14 protein-coding genes and 1 pseudogene are annotated in these 25325 nt (G+C 52.9%); 8 read left to right on the forward strand and 7 right to left on the reverse strand.

The features are described 5' to 3' along the window. The first annotated feature begins 8 nt into the window (after window positions 1–8). Genes IPI29_05665 through IPI29_05680 form a run of 4 tightly spaced genes read left to right on the forward strand, consistent with a single transcriptional unit; the run spans window position 9 to window position 10836 of the window. Window positions 9–4958 (forward strand): SBBP repeat-containing protein, encoded by a 4950-nt coding sequence (locus IPI29_05665; protein MBK7412024.1) that lies wholly within the window; start codon window positions 9–11, stop codon window positions 4956–4958. Beyond that, window positions 4955–5806, forward strand: a complete 852-nt coding sequence (locus tag IPI29_05670) for an outer membrane beta-barrel protein (GenBank protein MBK7412025.1) — start codon at window positions 4955–4957, stop codon at window positions 5804–5806. The genes IPI29_05665 and IPI29_05670 overlap by 4 nt, the downstream gene beginning before the upstream one ends. An 11-nt stretch (window positions 5807–5817) precedes the next feature. After that, window positions 5818–7386, forward strand: coding sequence for a peptide chain release factor 3 (locus tag IPI29_05675; protein ID MBK7412026.1), 1569 nt, complete (start codon window positions 5818–5820; stop codon window positions 7384–7386). Window positions 7387–7425: 39 nt separating this feature from the next. After that, complete coding sequence (locus IPI29_05680; GenBank protein MBK7412027.1) at window positions 7426–10836, forward strand: hypothetical protein; 3411 nt, start codon at window positions 7426–7428, stop codon at window positions 10834–10836. 167 nt (window positions 10837–11003) lie between these two features. On the opposite strand, the gene IPI29_05685 is transcribed toward IPI29_05680, so the two are convergent. Together IPI29_05685 and IPI29_05690 are read right to left on the reverse strand one after the other, a co-directional pair. Next, on the reverse strand, window positions 11004–11864 hold the full coding sequence (locus IPI29_05685) for a pirin family protein (protein ID MBK7412028.1): 861 nt from the start codon (window positions 11862–11864) through the stop codon (window positions 11004–11006). 19 nt (window positions 11865–11883) lie between these two features. Next, window positions 11884–12429: a YceI family protein gene (locus tag IPI29_05690; protein MBK7412029.1), complete on the reverse strand. Its 546-nt coding sequence runs from the start codon at window positions 12427–12429 to the stop codon at window positions 11884–11886. 218 nt (window positions 12430–12647) lie between these two features. Between IPI29_05690 and IPI29_05695 the strand changes: the two genes are divergently transcribed. Then, window positions 12648–13691 (forward strand): RelA/SpoT domain-containing protein, encoded by a 1044-nt coding sequence (locus tag IPI29_05695; protein MBK7412030.1) that lies wholly within the window; start codon window positions 12648–12650, stop codon window positions 13689–13691. Window positions 13692–13802: 111 nt separating this feature from the next. Here the strand turns inward: IPI29_05695 and deoC are convergent, their stop codons facing one another. The 5 genes from deoC to IPI29_05720 form a co-directional block, all read right to left on the reverse strand. Continuing rightward, complete coding sequence (gene deoC, locus IPI29_05700) at window positions 13803–14450, reverse strand: deoxyribose-phosphate aldolase (protein MBK7412031.1); 648 nt, start codon at window positions 14448–14450, stop codon at window positions 13803–13805. 372 nt (window positions 14451–14822) lie between these two features. Then, window positions 14823–16376: a hypothetical protein gene (locus IPI29_05705; GenBank protein MBK7412032.1), complete on the reverse strand. Its 1554-nt coding sequence runs from the start codon at window positions 16374–16376 to the stop codon at window positions 14823–14825. Window positions 16377–16444: 68 nt separating this feature from the next. Beyond that, window positions 16445–18199: a phosphoenolpyruvate--protein phosphotransferase gene (ptsP, locus tag IPI29_05710; GenBank protein MBK7412033.1), complete on the reverse strand. Its 1755-nt coding sequence runs from the start codon at window positions 18197–18199 to the stop codon at window positions 16445–16447. Next, on the reverse strand, window positions 18196–18465 hold the full coding sequence (locus tag IPI29_05715; GenBank protein ID MBK7412034.1) for an HPr family phosphocarrier protein: 270 nt from the start codon (window positions 18463–18465) through the stop codon (window positions 18196–18198). The genes ptsP and IPI29_05715 overlap by 4 nt, the downstream gene beginning before the upstream one ends. After that, complete coding sequence (locus IPI29_05720) at window positions 18462–19436, reverse strand: threonylcarbamoyl-AMP synthase (protein ID MBK7412035.1); 975 nt, start codon at window positions 19434–19436, stop codon at window positions 18462–18464. Before IPI29_05720 ends, IPI29_05715 begins: the two co-directional genes overlap by 4 nt. A 74-nt stretch (window positions 19437–19510) precedes the next feature. On the opposite strand from IPI29_05720, the gene glgP reads away from it, so the two are divergent. The 3 genes and pseudogenes from glgP (at window position 19511) to ffh (ending at window position 25289) form a co-directional block, all read left to right on the forward strand. Next, window positions 19511–22069, forward strand: coding sequence for an alpha-glucan family phosphorylase (gene glgP, locus IPI29_05725; protein MBK7412036.1), 2559 nt, complete (start codon window positions 19511–19513; stop codon window positions 22067–22069). 68 nt (window positions 22070–22137) lie between these two features. Then, window positions 22138–23910 (forward strand): DUF4397 domain-containing protein, encoded by a 1773-nt coding sequence (locus IPI29_05730; protein ID MBK7412037.1) that lies wholly within the window; start codon window positions 22138–22140, stop codon window positions 23908–23910. Between the two features lie 31 nt (window positions 23911–23941). Then, a pseudogene (ffh, locus tag IPI29_05735) lies at window positions 23942–25289 on the forward strand (signal recognition particle protein). Window positions 25290–25325 lie beyond the last annotated feature (36 nt).

The raw sequence follows: 25325 nt of genomic DNA on the forward strand, positions 1-25325 counted from the left end.
GAGCTCCCATGCGCGTTCGCTGTCGTCTTCCTCTCTTCATTGCGGTCTTCATCGCCTCGGTTATGGCTCTCTCAGCCAGCATCGCGCCTTCCCAACGTTCTGCTCCAAACATTCCTCCTGCATTTGAGAGGAACGTTGGTCAGGTGCAGTTCGACGGAGGTGGCAGTGCCGCTTATGTTGATGCGGTGATCCGTATGAACGGAGCTATGGCCTACGTCCATGGCGGTGGGCTCCACATCATGCAGACAGCAGTGACCAAGGATCCGGCCTCTCCAAAGCATGAACCGGAGTTCGACATCAACACCTATCGTGTAGACATGCAGCTTATCGCTAGCAATCCAGCTCCACGACTCGAGTTCCAACAAAAAACAGACGGTATTGTCCGCTACATCCTTCCCGGCACCGGGGCTACTGGTTTGATCTCAGAACGGTTCACTGCCCTCCTGTATCACGACGTTTGGCCGGGGATCGACCTGCGGATGTACGTTACCGACCTCGGTGTGAAATACGACTTCATTGTCCATCCAGGCGCTGATGCTCGGCAGATTGCATTCCGATATGTAGGTGGCTCTGGACCATATCTGTCGGACAAAGGTGATATCTCCGTCACAACTCCACTCGGAATGATCGGCGAGAATGCTCCTGTGGTATTCGAGAAGGGGCTCGATGGATCACGTGGGAATACCGTCCAGGCCAAATTCGCGGTTGATGGGCATTCAGTTCGATTCGAGATCGGCGAATATGACAGATCCCGCGAGCTCGTGGTAGATCCACAGCGGGTTTGGGGAACCTACTACGGTTGGAATCAGAACATTGAAACACCACGGATCACGGCGGATCCGTTTGGCAACGTGTTCATTTGCGGAACCACTACGGCGACGAACATGCCGAATGTTGCCGGAGTACTTCAACGTCGATACAAGGCCGGCTTTGACGGCTTCGTGGCCAAGTTCACCGAGCTAGGCAAATTTGTCTGGCATACCTATTACGGTGGATCCAACAATGACCGACTACGCGATGTAACCACTGACGCCAAGGGGAATGTGTGGACCTGCGGTCAGACGAATTCGCCTGATCTGCCGAATCTCCAGATGGGAAGCGGACCGTACGGCGATTGGGATTCAGTCCAGGCAGCAGAAGCCATTGTGCTCAAGCTTCTTCCGAACGGCTCATGGGGAGACAGCTGGCAGGTATATGGTCGCGAAAGCGATGTTGCTACAGGGATCGCCGTCAGTGCCGATCGCGTTGCGATCGTTGGTTATACCCGCAGTCCTAGACTCGGGAATCTCTTCGGTGATGCCGGATATGTGAAGAATCCAACGAACAACTCGAATAACACGGACATGTTCGTCAGTGTTGTCAAGCCAAAGACGCTCAATCCGGACCAATGGAATAATCACTACCTCATTTTCTATGGAGGTGGTGGCGAAGATTTTGGTGACAAGATCGGATTCGATCCGACAGGGAACATCATCTTTGGTGGAATAACGTATTCGGCTGACTTCCCTGTCACAGACGCGACCACATACAAGAACTATGAAGACATCGCTGTTGTCAAATTCGGTCCAACGCCGGCTCGACAATGGGCAACGATGTTCGGCACTGTCAGCTACGATCAGTTCGGAGACCTCGCTGTTGACGGTACAGGTGCTGCAACGGTTGTAGGTATTGTTCAAGCTGCTGGTTTTCCTACAATCAATCCGCTTCAAGCAACCATGAGAGGACTGTCAGACGGGTTCATCCGCAAGATCCTCAGCAATGGAACAACACAGTTTTCAACCTATTATGGTGGGGATTCTCTAGATGCTCTCTATGGTGTTGCCGTAGACAAAAGCAACAATGTTTGGATCGCTGGATTCACGAATCGATCAACCACGATTCCTATTTCTCCGGACGCCTTCCAGCCTACACCAAACGGCAATTATGGATATGACGGGTACTTTGCTCAGCTAGATCCAACCGGACAGACCGTCTTGTACGGCACATATTATGGTGCGCCGCCGCAGACTCCCCTTCCAACGATAAGCATGGGCGGTCCACCGCCACCGCCAAACTCTGATTTTGGCATGGATATCCTAAACGACATCTTCTGCGAAGGCAATGCCTACGTAAGTATGATGGGTTCTGTGAATTCCTACAGGATGGATACCACAGCAGGTGCCTATCAAGATTCTTCCAAGCTCGACAAAGACACACTCCGCGCGAACGGGTTTGTTTCCTACTTCAGCAACTGTCCGGATTCCATTGTTACGATCGTGGCAAATGGACCAGAGACGCTGTGTGATGTTGAGACTCGTCAGCTTGTTGCTCCTAATGGTTTCAATAAGTATCTCTGGTCTAACGGAGTCACCACTCGCACAATTGTTGTCAGCGATTCCGGCACGTATTCAGTTGTCTGTACTACACTGGACGGATGCCGATATCGAGACACGATCATTATCAGACGCAATCCAAAGCCCGTAGTGAATGCAGGGGGCGATGTGGTCTCGTGTCTCAACATCCCGGTGACACTCACAGCAACTCCGTCCGTTGGAACGCCACCGTATCGATATAAATGGAATCGCGTGGAACCCGGTCCGGAGTTCATCGACAGCGATACACTCCAGTCACCATCGGTCAGTCCTGGCACTACATCTCGTTACGAAGTAACGGTAACAGATGCAGCCGGCTGCATCGGCAAGGACACTGTTCTGGTTTCGATCATGGCACCGAAGCCGAACACCTCACCGGCGCTTGTTGACTTCGGCACGCTCGATGCGTGCGCAACTGCGGCAGAACAAGAGATCATCATCGCCAATCCGATGGACTATGATATCCGTATCAGTACGTTCACACCGGACAACGCAAATGTCAGCTTGGTTACCTCACTTGTGCCCCCAATTCAAATCCCTGCAGGTGAACTCACACGTCTCCGTGTGCGTATCGCACCAACGGCAGCGGGTACGATCAACGGAACCTTCACACTCTCCGGTACGCCGTGTGCGTGGAGCGTTTCGTTCCCCTACAAAGCAGTCAAGCAACAGCTCACAGCCACGGTCATCCCGGGCACGATCAGCTTTGGTGCCGGCGTGATCTGTCAGCAAACGTCAAAGACCGATTCTACAACCATCCGCAATGGCGGTCAAGAAGTACTGGTTCTTCAGGCGGGCATCGTTAGTGCACCGTTTGTTCTTGTGTCTCCGACAACATCCGTGAGCATCAACCCCGGCGAAGAGAGAAAGGTTGTCTTCCAGTACTCACCGTCCGGCGCAGGCACATTCACAACAGTAGCCAAGTTCCCATTCACGTCAGGCTCATGCTCTGATACGCTGAGAGTGAACCTCAACGCGATCACATCTGAGGTGACGGTAACGGCAACTCCGTCATCGATCGATATGGGAACACTCTCCGGCTGTGAGATCGAGCGCGATACCACGATCACGATCAACAACACATCAAGCGTGGGCGTCACCGTTTCACTGCCTTCGACTGCAGAGGTGATCTTCTCGCCTGCCGGACCACTCACCATTGCAGCACGATCAACGCAGAATGTGCGCGTCACGATCAGACCAGCCGCCACAGGAGCGTTTTCACAGACGGCTACGCTCGTTGCAGAACCGTGCACAGTGAGCTTGCCGGTAACGTTCACAGCACAGAAGAACGGCATTGCCTTTACAACACCGGCTTCGGTGGACTTCGGTGAGTTCTCGGCATGTGAGGCCTCGGCATCAACCACACGGACCACACAAGTCACATTCGACGGAACGGGTTCTGCAACGGTGGCAAGTGTCACTACCGGTTCTACGTTAACAACTACCTTGGCTGTCGGCCAAGGGCTCACTCCGGGACAGCCGGTCTCATTTAATGTTGTGTGGACTCCGATCGCAGAAGGCCCACTCGTGGATTCCATCGTGGTGATCTTTGAACCATGCAGCGAGCGCCGCGTGATCCGCGTCAACGGTTCGCGTACTCGAGCAGAGCTCACTTCCGACAATACCAATGTTGCACTTGGATCCATTGCAGGTACAACAACAGGCACGGTTACGTTCACGAATTCCGGCACGGACACACTCCGTGTTGGCGTCACGTCTCGCTCAGCGAACACATTCATCGTCGCCACGCGGCCGGCAAATCTGACGGACATACTTCCCGGCGGAAGGATCGAAGTGGACTACCGCGTGAACTGTGCCGGACGAGCTTCGTTCGTGGATTCGATCGAAGCTGCAGTTCTTTCACCGTGTTCATCAAGTGCCTTTACAACCTTCACTGGTACGTGTACAACAAGCACTGTTGCTGCTCAAAGCCATATCGTGATCGATACGGCTGCAGTGAAGATCGGTGATCGCTTCTCGGTCCCGATCAGGATCGCCACATCGCAAGGTCTCAACGCGAACAACCTCCGGGCATGGACCGCCAACGTTACCTACAACCCAATGGTCGTTGTTGGTGCCGGTGGTTCCACTCCGGATTGTTTCGTCAACGGACAGTTCACACCGTGCACGATCGCTATCAACGGCACTCGTGGCACAGACACGGTGGGACAGATCGGCGAGCTCACATTCACGGCTGTTCTTGGCACAACAGACATGACCATGCTAACACTGTCGAATTTTGTGTGGACGGCAGACACCACGGCAGACATCACAACGACGGACGGCAAGGTGGTCATTACCGACATCTGCCGAGAAGGCGGTGACCGCTACCTCGCACCGAAACTCGAAGGGTTCTCCATCACGGTCTTCCCAACCCCTGCCTCAACGGATCTGACGATCCTCGTCAAGGGGGCAGGCACCGCACCTATTCCTTGGTCTCTTGCCAACTACATCGGTGTTGAGGTTCTCAATGGAACCATTACACCGGACGCTTCCGGCACCGGACAGGCCGTAGTTGATGTGCGCTCGTTAGGCGCAGGTCTGTACCTCCTCACCACAGATGCACGCGGTACCACGTACCGGAACACCGTGCTCATTCAACGATGATCAAGGAAACCTCAATGATGCTTCGCAATTGCTCTATCATCGCACTCTTTCTGATCCTCCCTGCGGGTAGCGCCTTTTCCCAAGAGGCCATCTCGCAGGAGGCGCCACCACCACCGGCTGCGCCGCCACCCGAGACTGTTACTCGCTCGTTTTCATACGGTGTGACCGGAGCATACGGGATCATGCTCAACGGCGCACAAGAGTTCTCCTTGCCAACGGTTCCAACATGTTGTCCGGGGTACTCATCAACTACCGGTGGCGGTTTCATCGGTGGAGCAGAGTTCGATCTGCCCCTTTCATCGAACCTTGACCTCGTTGGGCGTCTCGTCTACCAAACATCGTCGGCTACATTCACTACAGATGAACCAACCACTGTCCGTATCGACAACCAGCCAGTGGAGACCGCATTCCGCCACACGCTTACAACGTCGACGTCATTCTTGATGCTCGAGCCGATGCTCGATTATCGATTTGGTGAAAGGGGCTTATCGATCTTTGGTGGTGTCCGTCTCGGAACCGCGATGTCGGGCACATACGACGAACAAGAAGCATTTGCTGATCCCTCGCTCCCTTACGACTATCCGGATGGAACAGCTGTGCGAAATGCTAGTTCGGGCGACATTCCCAACATGAGCGGATTCCAAATGGGACTTGTCTTCGGTGCCAGGTACCGTCTGCCGATGAATTCCGACGGGACCCTTTCGCTCGTTCCTGAGGTGAGTTTCTCCCCGATGTTCACTAATGTGGTAACTGATGCTTCGTGGACCATCTCTCCGATCCGCATCGGATTGTCGATTCTTATCGATGTAATGAAGGTTCAACGCGAGGCGACCCCCCTGAAACCGTAACTTTGCTGGATATGTCCGACCTCCCAGCAGAAATCAAACGCCGACGTACCGTCGCCATCATCAGTCACCCCGATGCGGGTAAGACAACTCTTACCGAAAAGCTCCTGCTGTATTCTGGCGCTATCCATAAGGCTGGTGCCGTAACAGGCGGCAAGCATACGTCCACCACGTCGGACTGGATGGAGATCGAGCAACAACGCGGCATCTCCGTTTCATCAAGTGCCATGCGCGTTGAGTACGACGGGCTTCTGCTGAACATTCTCGACACACCGGGTCACCAAGACTTCTCCGAAGACACCTATCGAACGTTGATGGCCGTTGACTCTGCCATCATGCTCCTCGATGCCGGCCGCGGCGTGCAGGAACAGACCATCAAGCTCTTCAAGGTCTGCAGAGATCGAGGCATTCCGATCATCACCTTCATGAACAAGATGGACCGACCGGCTCGTGCTCCTCTTGAACTGCTCGATGAAGTTGAGCAGGTCCTTGGGATCTCTGCGATCCCGCGCACATGGCCCATTGGTGATGGACCCGATTTCCGTGGGATCTTCGATAGAGCCGACAACGAGCTGTATCAATTCGAGCGTACCGTGGGCAACCGATATAAAGCTCCTGTTACGATCGGTGATATTCGAAGTGCAGAACTCCGTTCTGCTATCGGTGAGATTGCTCATGACAAACTCCTCGAAGATCTCGAGTTCGTAGATCATGTGATCCCATCTTTCGATCGTGATGCCTACCTCCGAGAGCAATGCACACCGGTCTTCTGGGGTTCGGCGATCACGAACTTCGGGATCGAGCACTTTCTTCGTTCGATCCTGACATTGGCGCCCCCTCCTCAACCTTTCACGATGTCTACGGGGACGATCGATCCTGACAGCAAGGAATTCGTGGGCTTCGTGTATAAGGTGCAGGCCAATATGAACAAGGCCCACCGAGACCGCATCTCCTTCCTTCGCATCGTGAGCGGAAAGTTCGATCGGGGGATGACGGCCTTTCATCCTCGCAGCGGACGTGAAGCAAAACTCACGTATCCGTTTGAGATCTTTGGACGCGACAGGAAGATCATTGATGAGGCGTTTCCTGGTGATGTGATCGGCCTCACTAATCCGGGACTCTTCCAAGTAGGCGATACGATCACCGAGCGTACACCAGCCACTATTCCGTCCTTCCCACGCTTTGCTCCCGAGATCTACGCCAAGGTTTGGCCCGCTACCGGTTCGTTCTCCAAGTCCTTCCGCAAGGGCATCGATCAACTCCGTGAAGAAGGCGTCATTCAGATCTTTACCGAGGCCGATGGGAGCCCCGTGCCCCTTGTTGGTGTAGTGGGAGAGCTCCAGCTCGAACTCTTTGCCTGGCGCATGGAGAACGAGTACAACGAGAAAGTAAAACTCGAGCGTTTGCCATACACACGTACGCGCTGGCTCCTCACGGACGTAAAGCCGGCAACCGCAGCACCTCTGATGAAGGACGAACACGGCAGAACCGTTGTGCTCTTCAAAAGCGACTGGGAGATCGACTACGTCAAACAACGTACCGAAGGTTTGGAACTTTCTGAGAAACCTCCTGTTGATGCATAGGGGGCTCCCATGATAACGCGTTGGTTGCACACTGTCTTGATGGTCACAACCGTCGTTTTGTCGGCGATGCCTCTGTGCGCCCAAACACCCATCGGCGGTGTGGTCAATAACTACACGGCGGTAACTGGCATTCGCACTGAAGACTGTACATCGAAGATCGACGTCGGCTCAACTACATCCCTTGCCAAGAGTGATCTTGTCCTCATCATTCAGATGAAGGGGGCGTATCAGAGCGGACAGTACAACACACGCGCTGTTGGGCTCTACGAGTTTGCAACGATCGATTCGATCTCGGGATCGACGATCATTCTCAAACATGCACTCCTCAATTCCTACGACGTGACAGGGCGAGTACAGCTCGTCCGCGTGCCGATCCTGGCCGATGCCGACGTGAACATGCCCCTTACAGGCGCTCCTTGGGATGGCATAACGGGCGGTGTGATCGCTCTAGATGTGCGCGGAACGCTTCGTTTGAACGCGAACATCGTAGCCGATGGCATTGGCTTCCGCGGCGGTGCTCGCTGGCGGGGCAATGGCACCTGCTCTGTTACAACGGCGAACGATGTGATCAACAGTCAGACCGCGGCGATGAAGGGTGAGTCCTTTGTGGAGCCTCTTGCAACGAACGTGTCCGGACGTCAAGAACTTTTCAGTGGCGGCGGTGGCGGTGTTGCACATAACTCTGGCGGCGGAGGTGGTGGCAATGGCGGCACTGGTGGACGCGGCGGCTCCCAGTGGGACGGATGCACACCGTTCTTTGATAACGGTGGGCTGGGCGGAGTTACTTCACAATTGATCATCAACACCACACCTCGTGCACGATGTGGCGGTGGCGGAGGTGCAGGTCAGAACAACGATAACGTAGGCACCGGCGGAGCCAATGGTGGCGGCATCATCATCATTCGATGTGCAACACTCGCCGGAAACGCGAGGCGCATTACGGCCAATGGGCTTCGGCCTGCGACCGATGCTGCAAATGATGGCGCAGGCGGTGGTGGTGCCGGTGGTAGTATCATCCTGGCAGCCGCAACCGTTATTGGCGGGATCTATATCGATGCGAACGGCGGGATCGGCGGCAATGTGCGCACATCATCCAAGCATGGGCCTGGCGGTGGCGGCGGTGCAGGTACGTTCATCTACTCCGGACCAAGTCCGGTGGCCGGAATGGCCTTCTCGCTCGCCGGCGGAACGAATGGACGCAATGTCAATCAAACAGGTTCAGCGAATCAATCGTACCTCGCATTGCCTGGTGATGACGGACAAAGTGCCTTTGGATATTCAGTTCCTGAAAACACGGGATCCGTTCCGCCATTGGATGTACGCGCACCAAGAGACACCGTTGTGTGTCCGGGCACACCCCTCAAGTTCACGGCTGTTGTCACGGGAAATCCAACGCGTATCACATGGCGCACGTCCGGCGGCGCTGTGGTTAGTACGCAACCCGACTTTTCATTCGTCGCAGCTGCAACGGAACAATACATTGTCTCCGTAGAGAACGATATCGGTTGCATAGAATTCGATACTGTGGTTGTCTCCGTCTCTACCGGATGGAAGTTTGGTTTCCCTGATGTGACCCTCACGGCACCGTCATGTACATCGATGATGGACACGGCACTGTGGCTCTTCAACAACTCCAACACCGATGCAACCATCAGATCCATCACATCGCCTTCGCCGAATGCAACGATCACATTTCCGAGCGCGGTAGTTCTCAAACCAGGCGAACGGTATAGGATCCCCGTTGCAGTGAATCTCCCAACCAATAGTCCGGCTACTGCTGTTCGAATTGATGTAGGCATCACTCCATGCGACACGGCGATCACGGCATTCATCGTTGTGCAACGCAATGACCGCGTCATTACGATGTCGCCACAGCGAATCGACATGCCTGAGCAGACGGGTTGTACTTTCACTCCAGTTGACACAACGATCTACGTTCGATTTTCTTCTTCTAACACGGATCCCCTCGCCATTACAGATATCATTGAGCAAGGGGCTATACAACTGAACTTTCCGAAGCAGTTTGCTACCAGACCGAACGTCGACATTATGATCCCAATTCAGTGGATCCCTTCTGCTGCGATGTCCGCCGGACGATTGGGCTTTGTGATCCTTGATGGGGCTTGTATTGATACTCAATGGATCGATATCGATGGGAAGGTCAATGCTCCGCGAATAGCAGCAACGCCGTTCGTTGATGTAAGCACGTTGATCCTCTGTCAGAACTCCCGGGCAGAAGTTGACGTTGAGCTCACGTCTCAGGATACCACAACGTGGGAAGTATCCGATGTCTCCATCGTAGGTTCCGCAACAACGGACATTACAATCGGCACCCGATTTGTTTCACGTCGCACAGTTCGGGTCAACGTCACACCAACACAGGTCGGCCCGTACGAGATCATCCTTACAATTCGTCTCCAGCCTTGTGACACAAACGTGGTCATTCGGATCCGAGGTAATGCTGTAGACGTTTCTGCTGACGGAACACCACTGTTGGTATACACAGAACCTGTGATTGGTCGACGTCAGTCTCTTCGATCAGCGTATACTAACACCGGTACTACAGACATTCACATCAGCGCTGTTACGGCACCACAAGCCCCTTTCACGATCACAACCACAACACCAGTAGTGCCATGTGTGCTGACTCCAGGGCAACAACTCTTCGTTGATGTGGAGCTGCTTCAACGGTTTGGTGTACATGTGGACAGTCTTGTCGTTACCGTCGACGCTCCATGTCTAGGCACACTTACCACCGTATTGCAGGCAGAGGCCACGGCGATAACCGGTGTTGCAATGCCTGACCTAACGGCCGGTATCGGAGTGTTGGACACCGTACCCGTACTGCTCGTGCGACGTCCGGCGATTGACAGTACCCTGCTTGATGAGTTCCGAGTTTCCATCTCGTGGAGCGCACGAGAACTTGCCGTTTCCGCTGGCCAAGACGCTCGTGCGTCGTGGGAGGTAGAGTTCATCGACGATAAGGTTGTGACAAACATCATCGGCCGATGGGATGGTTCGGACACCCTCGCATTGATCCCCGTTACGACATTATTGTCGCCGTCTACACGCACAGATCTGCTCTTCATTCGCGAGCCCGGCTTCCTCTGGACAGGCCAACAATCCCTCGTGGAGTATGACGACGGGTCCATGACTATCGACGATGTGTGCGCAACTCGCAACATCCGCACCATTCTTTTCAATGGTGTAGGCGCATTGACCATTGCCCCACATCCCGTACGAGAGACCCTCACTCTGCATTTCGATGACGATCGCTCTCATAGTGCCGTCATCGAGATCATCAACGTCATGGGGCAGACAGTTCTCTCTGCAACCACCACCATCGATCGCGAGTGTTCGATCGATGTCCACGAACTTGCCCGGGGCTCGTACATCCTGCGTGCCACCATCGGCACTGCTGAACGCACTGCGCCACTGCTGATTCATTGAGCTGCTCAACCCCCACGACCCCACCCCCACGACTTCGTCGTGGGCTAGCATTCTTTCGCCCCTACGGGGCTGTTCTGTGTTCGCTGTTCGCTGTTCGCTGTTCTGTGTTCGCTGTTCTGTGTTCGCTGTTCTGTGTTCGCTGTTCTGTGTTCGCTGTTCTGTGTTCGCTATTCAGCGAGCGTCCCCATCTTCCCACCGGCATAATCCCTAAAGGCTGCGCGGAGTTCGTCGTCTGTGTTCATCACGAACGGACCATACATCGCAACGGGCTCATTCAACGGATCGCCGGCAAGGAAGAGCAACGAGCCATCAGTAAGTGTTTCGATCTCAATTGAGTCTCCTTCTGTTCCGAAGGCAACGAGATGATGGCGATCCACGGTGTGTTCACCGTTGATCTTCATCGAGCCATTGAGGACATAGAGCAACACTTGTTGATGTGATGATGACGGAATAGTGCCTTTGGCTCCGGCAGTGAAGTGACCCATTGCCGTGATCATGGGGCTATGTGTAGTAGCCGGACCGGACACACTTCCATAAATGCCTGCCACAACTTCCAGCGTAAGAGCACCATCGAGCAGTGAAACGCGTGGAATGTCTGTTCGGTGCAATTCTTGGTAGGCCGGGTCGATCATTTTCTTTGCCGCAGGGAGGTTCGCCCAGAGCTGGATGAGTTCAAGTTCGCCCCCTGACTCCTGAAGATCTGCCGTTGGACCTTCACTATGAACAATGCCGCTTCCGCTGGTGATCCACTGCACTTCTCCGGCTCCGATCCTGCCTTCGTTGCCGAGGGAGTCGCGGTGCAGCACGCTCCCTCGGTACACGAATGTCACAGGCTCAAATCCGCGATGTGGATGCGGATCGATGCGATGCGCTGAAGCGCCTGCCTCAAACGTTTGCGGTCCTGCATGGTGAAGAAGCAGGAACGGATCTGCAATGCGCAGCGCAGCAGTTGGAAGTGGTTGTGCCACTACCAAGGGGCCAACGCCGGTCATGTGAGAGTTGGTGATGAGGCGGACGGTGCGATTCATGGTGTATGATCCGTAGTTGTTAGGCTGCCACTTCTTCAGTAACGAGCTTTTGAAGTTGTACGTTGAGAATGAGTTTCACGGCATCTGATACAACGATACCACCGGCTTCTGTAACACCATTCCACGAGAGACCAAAGTCCTTGCGGTTGATCGACCCATTGAGCTCAAAACCGGCCTTGACGTTGCCATAGAAGTCAACCATTTGTCCGCCATATTCGGCATTGAGTGTGACGGGCTTTGTGATGTCGCGAATGGTAAGATCTCCATGTAGCACGAACTCATTTTCCGATGTCTTGGTAAGACCCTTCCCTGAAAACTTCATAACTGGGAATTTCTCTGCGTTGAAGAAGTCATCGCTCTTGAGGTGGTTGTCTCGCATCTCATTCTTTGTGGTGATGCTAGCCACGTCTGCCTCAAATGCGAATGTTGCATCCGCAAAGTCATCTCCCGGAGCATCAACATCAACGCGGTAGGATGTGAATTCCCCGGTCACGGTGTTGATCATAAGGTGCTTTACCTTGAATTGCACGTCTGTGTGCAGCGTGTCGACGGTCCATTTTGCCATTGCAGAACTCCGAAGTGGTTTGAATTATGTGTTACAACACAAATATATGTGTTACGACACATATCTTCCTAATTTATTTTTCCCTTTTTTCAAATAGTTGTGAAGCTTGACTGAAATATTCGTGCTGACGAGTTACTCGTTTTTCGGTCAAATGTCCGGGCATCTGTTCCGTTAAACAATATCTATTGCTGAGTTGATAAGGTGCCTACAGGAATACAATGCCAAAACGACAGTACTCAAATCGAGAAGTAAACAGAGCTGGCGAGATGCTAAAGAACCTAGCAAGTGGCGAGGAGGCACTTCACGCAGATGAAGTTCTTACTTACTGGAGATACATACACCTACCAGTCATCAATACTTTTCAAGCAATGCTTAGGCAAAAGTTAAAGAGCGACTTTGACAACGGATTTATCTCTCAAAGGTTGAAAAGAAGATCGTCCATTGTTTCAAAATTGATCCGACCGGGCAATGAGAGCAAGCAACTATCAACAATGCAGGATATAGCAGGTATTCGCGCAGTAGTGGACAACCTAGATGATGTATGGCGGCTGACCCGACTATTGGGATCTCATTCGAAACACAAGCGGAGGAAGTTCCAGGATTACATCAGCTCCCCCAAGTCAGACGGCTATCGGGGCGTCCACTTTGTTTTCGAATACACGACACCTACGCAACCAGAGAGCATTGGACTGAAGATCGAAGTGCAAATCCGTACACAATTGATGCATGCCTGGGCGACAGCGGTTGAGACTGTTGGGACCTTCACGGGTAACTCGTTAAAGTCTGGAGAAGGTCCATCACAGGATTTAGATTTTTTCAAGATTGCCGGTGACGCGATAGCAAGTCTCGAATCAACTAACATACTTCACTTTAGTAAGGCAGATACAGATTTACTGAATACCGTAGTTGAGCAGTACAATGCACTTGGCATCAAAGAGAAATGGAAGGCTTATCAACAGGTCATACAGAGCATTCCTGGGTCAACGGGAAAACAGAACAAGAAGTACTTCCTCATTATTCTGGATATAAAAAGAGGCATCACCAAGGTCACGAGCTTTTCTCCAAAGGAGGTTTCGATGGCCAATCGAATGTATACGCAGTACGAACGTAGTTTTGGAAATGATCCAGATATGCAGATTGTACTTGTATCTGTTGATCAGATTGACGCATTACGAAGAGCTTACCCCAGCTTTTTCCTTGATGGAATGGCATTTCTTAAGATCATGGATAACATGACCGAAACAATTCGTGGTGGCAGCTAATTCTAGCAGATAGTTAAGGTGTTTTCTACTACTCTCGCCAGAACTCTTGATTGTTGCGACGACTCTTGTGCCTAAACTCGTTACAAAAAGTCAAAGGTCAATACAAGGGGCTTAGCCTTGCACGATCAGAACCCCAGATGACGTGCCGAGTCGGGCTGCGCCTGCTTCGATCATCGCAAGAGCCGTTGTGCGGTCTCGGATACCGCCGCTGGCCTTGACCAGGACATTTGGTCCTACTTTCTCCCGCAAGAGCCGAACATCATCCAACGTTGCCCCGCCCGTAGAGAACCCTGTTGAGGTCTTGATGTAATCCGCACCGGACTGCGTCACGATCGAACACATACGTTTCTTCTCATCATCAGTGAGGAGACACGTTTCGATGATCACTTTCACAATGGCGTCACGTTCGTGTGATACTTCACAAACACTTCGCAGATCATCTAACACACTGTCATACATTCCACTCTTGAGCGCTGTAATGGATGTAACAACATCGATCTCCTTAGCGCCCCGTTCAATTGCATCGATGGTCTCAGCCACCTTTGTAGAAGTTGTGGACGCACCAAGAGGAAACCCAACTACCGTGCACACGGCCACAGTTCCACCGCGCAGGATGGCCGCTGCCCTTGCAACATGCCAAGGGAGAATACACACGGACGCAAACCCATACTGCACCGCTTCGGCACATAGGACATCAACAGCCTGCGCAGTTGACTCAGGCTTCAAAACGGTGTGATCGATGTAGGGGGCGATGTTCATGTTAATGTGCTAATGTGCTAATGTGCTAGTTTGCTAATTCGAATTTACAACCACACATTAGCACATTAGCACATTAGCACATTAGCACATTAGCACATTAGCACATTAGCACATTAGCACATTAGCACATTAGCACATTAGCACATTAGCACATTAGCACATTAGCACATTAGCACATTAGCACATTAGCACATTAGCACATTAGCACATTAGCACATTAGCACATTAGCACATTAGCACATTAGCACATTAGCACATTAGCACATCAGCACATCAGCACATCAGCACATTAGCACATTAGCACATTAGCACATTAGCACATTAGCACATTAGCACATTAGCACATTAGCACATTAGCACATTAGCACGGGGCTACTGCAGATCCAGATCACTTCCTAGAACATCCGGTACACGATACTTGTGGGAGCCGAAGGCGGAGAACATCTGACTTACGTTGAAGATGAGGCCGGTGAAGCTCTTGGTGTCCATGTTGTAGGCGAAGTCGAAGCGGAATACGGCATCAGCGCCGGACGCTTTGAGATTATGAAAGCGGAAGCCGAGGCCAACGGCATTGTGGAAGCGTGTTTGCTGAAGTCCGGCCCCTTGATTCCAAACCGAGCCGGCATCGTAGAATGCCACAGCGCTGAAGCCGAAGATCCACGCCTTCCATCCGGGGAACCAGCGGACTTCCGTATTAGTAACGATTCGGTTGTCACCGCTCAAACCATTGGCGGCGTAACCACGAAGGCCAGATTCAAAGTCGAGCACGAGCTGACGGAAGGCAGCCCAGTTCCAAGCGGTCTGCGAGGTGATGCGCGATGTCAATAAAAAGTTTTCAGACAACCGCCAATGTCCTAGTCCGGCGATCTCGAGATATGTGTACAACGCTCTGCTTTCTCCGAAGCCTGTACCGGCAGCGATGCGACCAAATAGGTAGAGATCGGAAGCCGCATATCGCGATTGCTCTGCTTGACCTCCTATGTACCACATTGTCTGTCCACCATTGCCAAGAGAGAAGACCCGACCAAGAATAGCGGAACCCCATGCCCCCTCTTGAACATCTTCTGTTTCGTAGCCATTAAGGAACTGACTGCGTTGATATGTCTGAGCGATCGATGAGAAGGCCACAAGAAAATGTCCGGTGTTATCGAAGGCTTGTCGCGAAGCAGGAACAGCACGGTTCACATCACTGAGCCGAATACTTGCGCTCGTGAACAACCTGTCTCTCTCTCCCGAAGCTTGCGAGATCCATCCAACCACCTCGCGGTCGTGAAATGGCAGGAGCGATGGAGGAGCCGTACTGCCGTCGTAGAAAAAGTCACTCCCGAAGTTGTTCCAAAGACCAATTCCGCCAGCCCAAGGTGTTGACATCGTACGATACGGCTTCTCGAACTGCAACGTCTGATCTGTTCGGAATCGGTTAGCCTTGAGCGCGGCTATGAGGTTGACTTCGCTACGGAAGAGTCGGCGTTGTGTGATCTCTGCCATCCCTTCCCATCCAATATCATTCTCGGTCCGGTAGAGTCCGTAGACCATGGCCTGTGTAGCGGTACCAAAGAGATTGACGTCTTCGAGTTTTGCACCAATGTTCGTGATACCGCCGCCTGTTCCAAAGAGGATGGCCGGACGCAATGACCACCGATCCTGTGTGATGACCTCGATGTCTGCACTGTCCTGCCCAACATGACGATACCGCACACTCACATTGGAAAAGATCCCGATACGACGGAGGATGCGCTCTGTCTCCAGCAACGTTGTGGTATCGAGATCATCACCTTCTTCGAAGAGGAACTCATCTTCAACAACAAACGACCTCGTAGTTGTATGAAGGGCATTGAGAAGAGACGCGGCAAAGAACCAATCATCTCCCGACTCGTCAAAGATGTCCCGCCGATCGATCGTGATCGATCGAATGATACGCGGCAAGGTATCTGTCTCCTGAGCAACGCTGACACTACACGTCAACACGAATAGAATTACACCTGCGAACCACTTCATACGAGGCCATCGCCCCCATAATTCCACGGCTTTAATGAACCAAGCACAGCATAGACCTCAGTTGTAGTGGTGCACTCAGAAATGCGATGCACCAGATCCACACATTCTGCATGGGACACAGATCGTATGCGGTGTTTCAATTCCAAGAGGAGAGGGGGCGATACGCTCAGCTCATGAATGCCCATTCCCACAAGCATCTCTGTAGAAGCTGCATGGCCGGCCATTTCGCCGCATACACTCACCGTGATACCCGCATTACGCGCTGCATCTACGGTCATCGTAATGAGCCGAACAACCGCCGGATGCATTGCATCGAAGATATCTGCCACCAACTCATTCGTGCGGTCTGTTGCAAGTGTGTATTGGGCGAGGTCATTGGTTCCGATCGATAGGAAGTCAACACGCGCCGCATAGACCGACGCCATCAACGCAGCTGCCGGTGTTTCAACCATCACTCCAAGAGGCATGGCGTGGTCAAAGTCAACACCCTCATGGGCAAGTTTCGTTTTACAGTGTTCGATCATTGCCTTGGCTTGGTCCAACTCTTCCAAGGTTGAGATCATTGGAAGCATCAAACGAACGTTCCTGTGAACGGAGGCTCGAAGGATGGCGCAGATCTGATCTTCAAAGATGTCAGGACGATACAGCAAGAAACGTATACCTCGCAGTCCAAGCGCCGGGTTCTCTTCGTGATGCGGAATACCCTCTCGAAACTTGTCGCTGCCAACATCGAACGCACGGAAAGTAACGGAGAGCGGATAGGCACGTTGGGCGATATCGCCATACCATTCTGTTTGCTCATCAACGGCAGGGTATCTGCCACGTTGAACGAGCAACATCTCTGTGCGAACCAGGCCTACACCTTCGCAGCCGGCCATGATGGCCGCGTCAACCTGATCCGGCGTATCCACATTGGCCTTAAGGACAAGTGCCACACCATCCGTTGTAACCGTGGGCTTGTTCACAAGCCCGCCGAGTCGGTCTCTGTAGTCTTCAGCCTGACGATGTTTCTTGATGTATTCGTTAAGCGTTTCTGTATCCGGATCAACGATCACGATGCCGGCATACCCATCGACGATCACAATGTTATCCGATGTGATCACGTCCGTGGCATTACGAATTCCGATCACAGCCGGCACGCCGAAGTCTCTTGCCAGGATACATGAATGGGAATTGATGCCGCCAACTTCCGAGACATAGCCTAACGTTCTCAACTTCTTGAAGAACAGCATGTCCTGAGGTGTGATGGAACCGGCCACCACCACACTGTCACCGGCTTGATCATGCGCGAGCGTTCGATTTCGAAGCGCAGCGATGATCCGTTCCATCACATGTTCAAAGTCTTGGACCCGTTCACGAAGGAGCGGATCGCGAGCTCCATAGAGCACGGTCTTGTGGACATCGAACTCGTTCAAGACCGCGGTTTCGGCAGGAGTACCTGCCATGATACGATCAACGATCGACCCGGTCATGACCGGGTCACTCGCAATGAGCAGATAGGATTCAATGATGGACTTGACGGTGCTCGATTCTTGCCGTGCGAGCTCGATGGAATTCAGAAGCTCCACCGTGGTTGCTTCTTGTGCGGTCCGAAAACGAGCAACCTCGTGTGGTATCTCATGTTGTTCGAGAGTGTCCGGCTGTACGCTCGGACTTTCGATACTCAGGACGAACGCTTTACCAACTGCGATACCAGGGGATGCAGGAATTCCCTTGAGGATACGTGTGCCGGTTGGTGTGAAGGTAGTCATATCTGCTCACCAAATCCCCCAGCGAAGAGGTCTTCGATGGCCTTGGCGGCTTCTGACTCATCAGGACCCTCAACAAGCAGTCCGAGCTCGCACCCCTGTTCGGCAGCGAGAGTCATCACACCGATGATGCTTTTCGCATTGATATTGAACCCGTCACGAATGAGATACATTTCACTCTTGAACTGAGCCGCAAGTTTCACAAGCATCGCAGCTGGTCTTGTATGAAGTCCGGCTCTGTTCATCACTCGTACGGTAGTTGTGATCATGTCCCTGTATCCTGCTCATTACCATCGCCCGACGCCTTTCGAAGCCTGTTCATGAGAGCTTCGTTGCCGCGTACGGCCTCGTCACAAAGTACCACAATGCGTTCAACATGCAAATCGTCGGCCCTACGCAGTTCGGCATACAGATCATGCTCGGTCAAGGATCCAACGATCCTGCCGCTGAATGACGCATGAACTTCCGGACGGGTGAGGATCATAACATCACCCTCGCCCCCTGACAGATGATCAACCACATCTTCTTCGGACGAAACGATCAGTAAGATTGCATTCGGTGCATAGTGTCTGTATCGCGTGCCGGGGGATGCGATCAGCTCTGTATCACTGACGGAATGGTCCACCAGAAGTCCCGATCGTGTCTGCAGGTCTTGAGCGGTGACAACTCCAGGACGCAGGATCACGAGTCTATCAGGCAGAACCCTCACAACGGTGCTTTCGAGTCCTACACGGCACGGACCGCCGTTGACGATCAGCACATCATGGCCAAGATCCGACTCCACATGCTCTGCCGTAGTTGGGCTGGGCCGTCCGGATCGATTTGCACTCGGAGCAGCTAGGGGGCTTCCACAGAGCTCAATGATCATTCGCGCGATGGGGTGCTCTGGCATACGAACTGCCACGGTCTGAAGTCCACCAGTTACGATCGGTGAAACGCCATCGGCTTTGGGAAGAACTAGAGTAAGGGGACCGGGCCAGAACAGCTGAGCCAGGTGCACCAATTGCTCATGCGCCGATGGGTGAACCACGACCATCGCCTCTAACGTGGACGAAACATGGACGATAAGCGGATTATCGGCCGGACGCCCCTTGAGACTGAAGATCGACCCCAGAGCAAGATCGTTATCGATCCTGCCGGCCAGACCGTAGACCGTTTCCGTTGGAATAGCAACTACACCTCCCATGCGCAGAACGTCTGCAGCACGGGCAAGATTTTCCGTAGTCGGAGAAAGGATCATCAGGCAAGTATAGTGTACGGACGCCAGACCCTACCTTTGAAGTTCACATCTACATCACGACCATTTCCCTATCCATGCGTCCAGTTTCAACCTTTGTTGTGTCTCCGTCGATCCCGAACGAGCTTCTCCCACTGAAGGAGCTTGCCTATAACTACTGGTGGTGTTGGAGTTCGGAGGCTACGGAGCTATTCCGCAGGCTCGACACGCAACTCTGGGACGAGGTGCGTCATAATCCGGTCCAGATGCTCGGTCAGCTCTCCCAGGAACGCCTTCAGCACCTTGCCAAACGTCCGGAGTACGTGAACGCTGCCGCATCAGTGCTAGCGAGTTTCCGTTCCTACATGGACTCTCCCGGTTGGTATTCCACTCTTGAAACACATCCCGCCTCGTACATCGCTTATTTCTGTGCTGAGTTTGGCATCCACGAGAGTTTCTCGTCGTATTCAGGTGGCCTTGGAGTCCTTGCCGGTGACCACTTGAAGAGTGCCAGCGATCTTGGGCTTCCCCTCGTAGCAGTGGGACTGTTGTACCAAGAAGGGTACTTCCGCCAATACCTCACCGAGAATGGTTGGCAGAATGAGCAGTATCAGGAAGTGGACTTCTTCTCGTTGCCACTTACCCACGTCTCGAATGCGGATGGATCGCCCCTTTTGATCAGCGTGGACATGCCTCTCGGAACGTGTTTTGCACAGATCTGGAAGGTGAACGTTGGTCGAATCCCGTTGTATCTGCTCGATACAAACGTTCCTCAGAACACGGACCCCGCACTCCGCGATGTAACCGACCGACTCTACGGCGGCAGCATCAACACGCGGATCATGCAGGAGATGATGCTTGGCATCGGCGGTATGCGTGCCTTACAAGCACTGGGCATCGATCCGAGTGTCTGCCACGTGAATGAAGGCCATGCTGCCTTCTTCATGTTAGAGCGGACCCACCAATTCATGAACCGTTTTGGCATCAATTTCCGTGAAGCCTGGCGGATGACACAGACCAGTAGCGTCTTCACCACACATACGCCAGTGCCGGCTGGCAATGAAGTGTTTGAACACTCAATACTTGAACCATACTTCCGCAACTACGTTGAAGGTATGGGGCTGCCGTGGGCAGACTTCCTTGATCTTGGATCCATGGGTAAGGGGCGAGCAGAAACCGGTTTTTCGATGACCGTTCTTGGTCTGCGTGGCTCGTCGTATCGCAATGGCGTAAGTGCTCTTCACGGTGTGGTGGCGCGCGAGATGTGGCACGGTGTATGGGAGCAATTCTCCCTTGACGAAGTTCCGATCCAAGGTCTCGTCAACGGCGTGCACACAACAACATGGGTGGCACCGGAACTTGGAGAGATCTACGATAGATACCTCGGATCTGACTGGCGCACTGAGCCGTGGAAGGAGAGTTCATGGGCCGAAGTTGATTCCATCCCAAGTATTGAGCTCTGGCGGGTCCATCAACGCCGTCGGGACAGACTCGTGCTTGGTGCCCGGGAGCATATCCTCAGCAAACACCATGCATCGCTTACGCAGGAACAAGTATCAACGATCAATGAATGTCTTGATCCTGATATCCTCACCATCGGCTTCGCCCGCAGGTTCGCATCGTATAAACGAGCAGATCTGCTCATGCGAGACATGGAGCGTCTTAGCAAGATCATCCTGAATGCCGACCGACCGGTGCAGTTCATTCTTGCAGGTAAGGCCCATCCTAAAGACACTCTCGGCAAGGAACTCATTCAGAATGTTCATGAAATGATAAAGGAATTCCATCTTCAGAAGAGGATCGTCTTCCTTGAAGATTACGACATGGACACTGCACGATTAATGGTCCGTGGATGTGATGTGTGGCTCAATACCCCTCGCAGACCTCATGAAGCCTCGGGTACATCCGGAATGAAAGCTGCCATCAATGGCGTTCTGCATTGCTCCATCTTGGACGGATGGTGGGCAGAAGGGTATGACGGGAAGAACGGTTGGGCTATCGGTAGGGGCGAAGTTTTCGAGCCGGAAGAACAGGATCAGGCAGACAGCATCACGTTGTACGATGTGCTCGAACATGGCATCATCCCGCTGTTCTATGACGTTGCCGGAAGCCGGGTGCCGGAACGTTGGGTTGCGATGATGAAGCATAACATTAAGACCAATGCATGGAAGTTCGCAGCTCAGCGAATGGTGCGAGACTATACACTTACGGCATATCTCCCAGCCATGGCAGGATATGCAGCCATTACAGCCAACAATGGTCAGCAGGCCAAGGAAATGGTATCATTCTTCGATGGGATTGATGCAAACTGGCAGTCCGTTAAAGTCTCGGACGTTACCGTACATGGCGCATCTCATGCCAATGTTGGCAAGCGTATCCATGTAACGGCTCGGGTCGATCTCGGCTCGATACCTTCCGATGCCGTGATCGTCCAGATCGTGTTCGGTTCTGTTGACTCTAAGGGAGAGATCAAACCTGCAGAAACAAAATCAATGACACTTCTTCGAAACGAAGGTCATAGTTCTATTTTCGAGGGCGATTACGAGTGTGAACGAACCGGAATGAATGGCTGCACGGTGCGTGTGATCCCCGTTCACCCTGCTCTTCACTCAATTGCAGACGCTCACCACGTGGCGTATCCACCAGTTCAGATTTGAAACTAATTGACGCAAATCAGCTTTTTACCTTGAAGACCTTTCACGTTAGTCGAATTCCCGGAGCTTTCATGTCGGCCCGTTTCATTGCCCTCCTGTCAGTACTCGTTCTTGGATGTATTCCAGGAGCAGCCCAACTTTCATTGATCACCTTCCTGAATAACAGCCCGGACCCGCAGCTGCGGACCGCCGATCTCTATGTTACCCAGGCTGGGACGACTACGAAGATCGATGACATCGCATTCCAAGCTGCAGACAATCTCAATTCCGTTGCCATCTTCGGCGACATCGAGGTAACATTTGCCGTGGCTCCCGGAAGCAGCATCAATGCGGGTGAGGCCATCGTTGACTACACGTTCACTCCAGGTGCCGATAAGGGCTATATGGCAATGGTCAACGGCCTGAAGAACACCGCAGGATATGTTGCGAACCCGAATGGGAAGAACATTGGCCTCTCGATCATGGCATTTGAAGTTCAGGCATCGGTTGCTGACCCTAACAAGACGGGTGTGTACTTCGTCCACGGCGCCACTGATCTCGAAACCGGCGACCTGTACATTCGCGGTGCAAGTAAGGCCACGATCGCAGGCTTTGGGTACACAGATAAGAGCTCCACTCCAACGGTTGTGGACCGTAAGTCAACAACGATCGACTTCACAAAGAGTGGCGACAAAACAAAGGTGCTTGCTTCATTTGGTGTTGACTTCTCTTCCCTCGCAAGTGCAGTGGTGGTCTCCGTCATCAGTGCATTTAGAACTCCTGAAGACAACGCCGGGAGCACTGATACACTCGCTCTTCTGTCTGTCCTCGAGGACGGACGTGTTGTGAAGTCGCCCCTTATCGCCGGCCCTCAAACGAGTCGCATTCAGATCATCCATAATGCTCCAGACCCAACACTCCAGGTTGTTGACATCTATGTGAATGGTGTAAAGACTCTCGACAACTTCAACTTCCGCAAGGCCAGTCCATTCCAGACCCTTCCTGCGAACACACCGGTTGTGATCGGATTTGCGCCGTTTTCGTCAACTGCATACAAGGACACGATCAAGACCGTCACGCTTGATCCACTTCGTCCGGGACGCAGCTACCATCTCATTGCTACCGGTGTGGTGGACACATCTAAGTACCAGCACAACCCGGACGGTCGCCCGTTCGCCCTCACCGTCAGCGTTCTCGAAGGCGCTCTTGAGACATCAAGCGAAACCGGGAAGACAGCCGTTCGTGTAGGTCATTATTCCTCAGACAGCCCTCAGATCACGGTAAAGAACGCTTCGGTGACGCTTGGATCCAACCTCGGGTATGGCGATGCGTCTCCCCAATACGCCCTGGTTACTCCGGCCATTGATACTGCATGGATCTATGATCTCGACAACAAGAAGGTTCGTGGTTACGTTTGTGACTTTCGCGGGAACAACAAGGCCGTCCTTCTTCTAGCTTCCGGTTTTGCCAAGCCAGACTCAAACCAAAACGGTCCCTCGTTCAAGCTCATATTGGTTGATGTCGGTGGTGGCGTCAACACTAATCTCGCTGAGGTTGAGCCCGGAACGGTGTCTGTGGACGATGAGAACGGCCTAACATCAACGTGGACCATCGGCCCTAATCCGTCCTCGGACTTCCTTACCGTCAATGTCCCATTGGCACCTGGAATTGCGCCCGATGACTGTTCCGCAGAGCTCATCAGTGCCTCCGGAAGCATCGTCTACAAGGGTGCGATGACTCTGAATGGAACGATGCTATCGGCATCCATCTCCGTAAGCCCATTGTCCATTGGGACATACCAGCTTCGCGTGATCTCAGCCTCCGGAACAATCATTGGATCTACGGGGCTGGTCGTAACAAGATGATTCGTATATTTGCGGTTCTCCGAGAACTGCAATGTTTGAATCCCTAAGCGATAAACTCGACTACGCCCTCAAGGCCATTCGCGGTCAGAACAAACTGACTGAAGACAACGTGAATGAAGCCTTGGCAGAAGTGCGCCGTGCCTTGCTCGACGCCGATGTCAACTTCAACGTCACGAAGAAGTTCATCGACGATGTCAAGGAGAAGTCCCTTGGCCTTGAGGTCAAGGGGCAACCTTCTGCCTGGCCAGCTCATGATCAAGCTCATCCACGATGAGCTCGTAGCCCTCATGGGTGCGTCGAAGTCCGATCTTGTCATGGCACCTCAAGCGCCAACGATCATCATGGTCGCTGGTCTTCAAGGTTCAGGCAAGACCACGTTCTGCGGCAAACTTGCAAACAGCCTCAAGAAGAAAGGCCGCCAGCCCCTTCTCGTGGCTTGCGACATCTACCGTCCGGCCGCTATCGATCAGCTCCGCTCTCTCGGCTCACAGATCTCGCTTCCGGTCTTCTCAAAGGAAGATGCGAAGCCTGCAGAGATCGCTGCAGATGCTCTGGTTTATGCAAAGAAGTATGGTCGCGACGTTGTCATTGTTGACACGGCCGGTCGCTTGACGATCGACGAAGAGATGATGCAAGAAGTAGCAGACCTCAAAGCGCTTCTCAAACCGCACGAGATCCTCTTTGTCTGTGATGCCATGACGGGTCAAGATGCCGTAAACACGGCTCAGGCCTTCCATGAGCGCCTCGAACTCACAGGTGTTGTGCTCACGAAGCTTGATGGTGATACTCGCGGCGGCGCCGCACTCTCTATCCGCTCCGTTGTTGGCAAGCCGATCAAGTTCGTTGGCGTTGGCGAGAAGATCGATGCTCTGGAGCCGTTCTATCCTGAGCGTATCGCTTCGCGCATTCTTGGAATGGGCGACATCGTAACGCTCGTAGAAAAAGCACAGGCACAGATCGACGATAAAGAAGCAGAACGACTCGAAGAGAAGCTCAAGAAGAATCAGTTCACGTTTGAAGATTTCCTCGATCAAATGAAACTCATCAAGAAGATGGGTTCATTGCGCGACCTGCTAGGCATGATCCCTGGAGTGGACAAGGCCATGCGCGACGTGCAGATCGATGACAAGGCCTTTGGACGAGTTGAGGCGATCATCCTTTCGATGACGAAGGACGAACGCGTGAATCCAAGAGTACTCAATGGCAGCCGCCGCAAGCGCATCGCCGCAGGCAGTGGAACTTCCATTCAGGACGTGAACAGACTCATCAAGCAATTCGAAGACATGCAGAAAATGATGCGGAACATGACGAAGGGTAAGATGGCCAACATGATGGGCAACCGTCAGCAGCAGTCTCCCCTCGGCATGCGTCGCGGTTGACATTGATCCAATTTCTTTTTTTTCACACCACTACGT

Source organism: Ignavibacteria bacterium (genome assembly GCA_016707005.1).
Classification (GTDB): Bacteria; Bacteroidota; Ignavibacteria; order Kapaibacteriales; family Kapaibacteriaceae; genus UBA10438.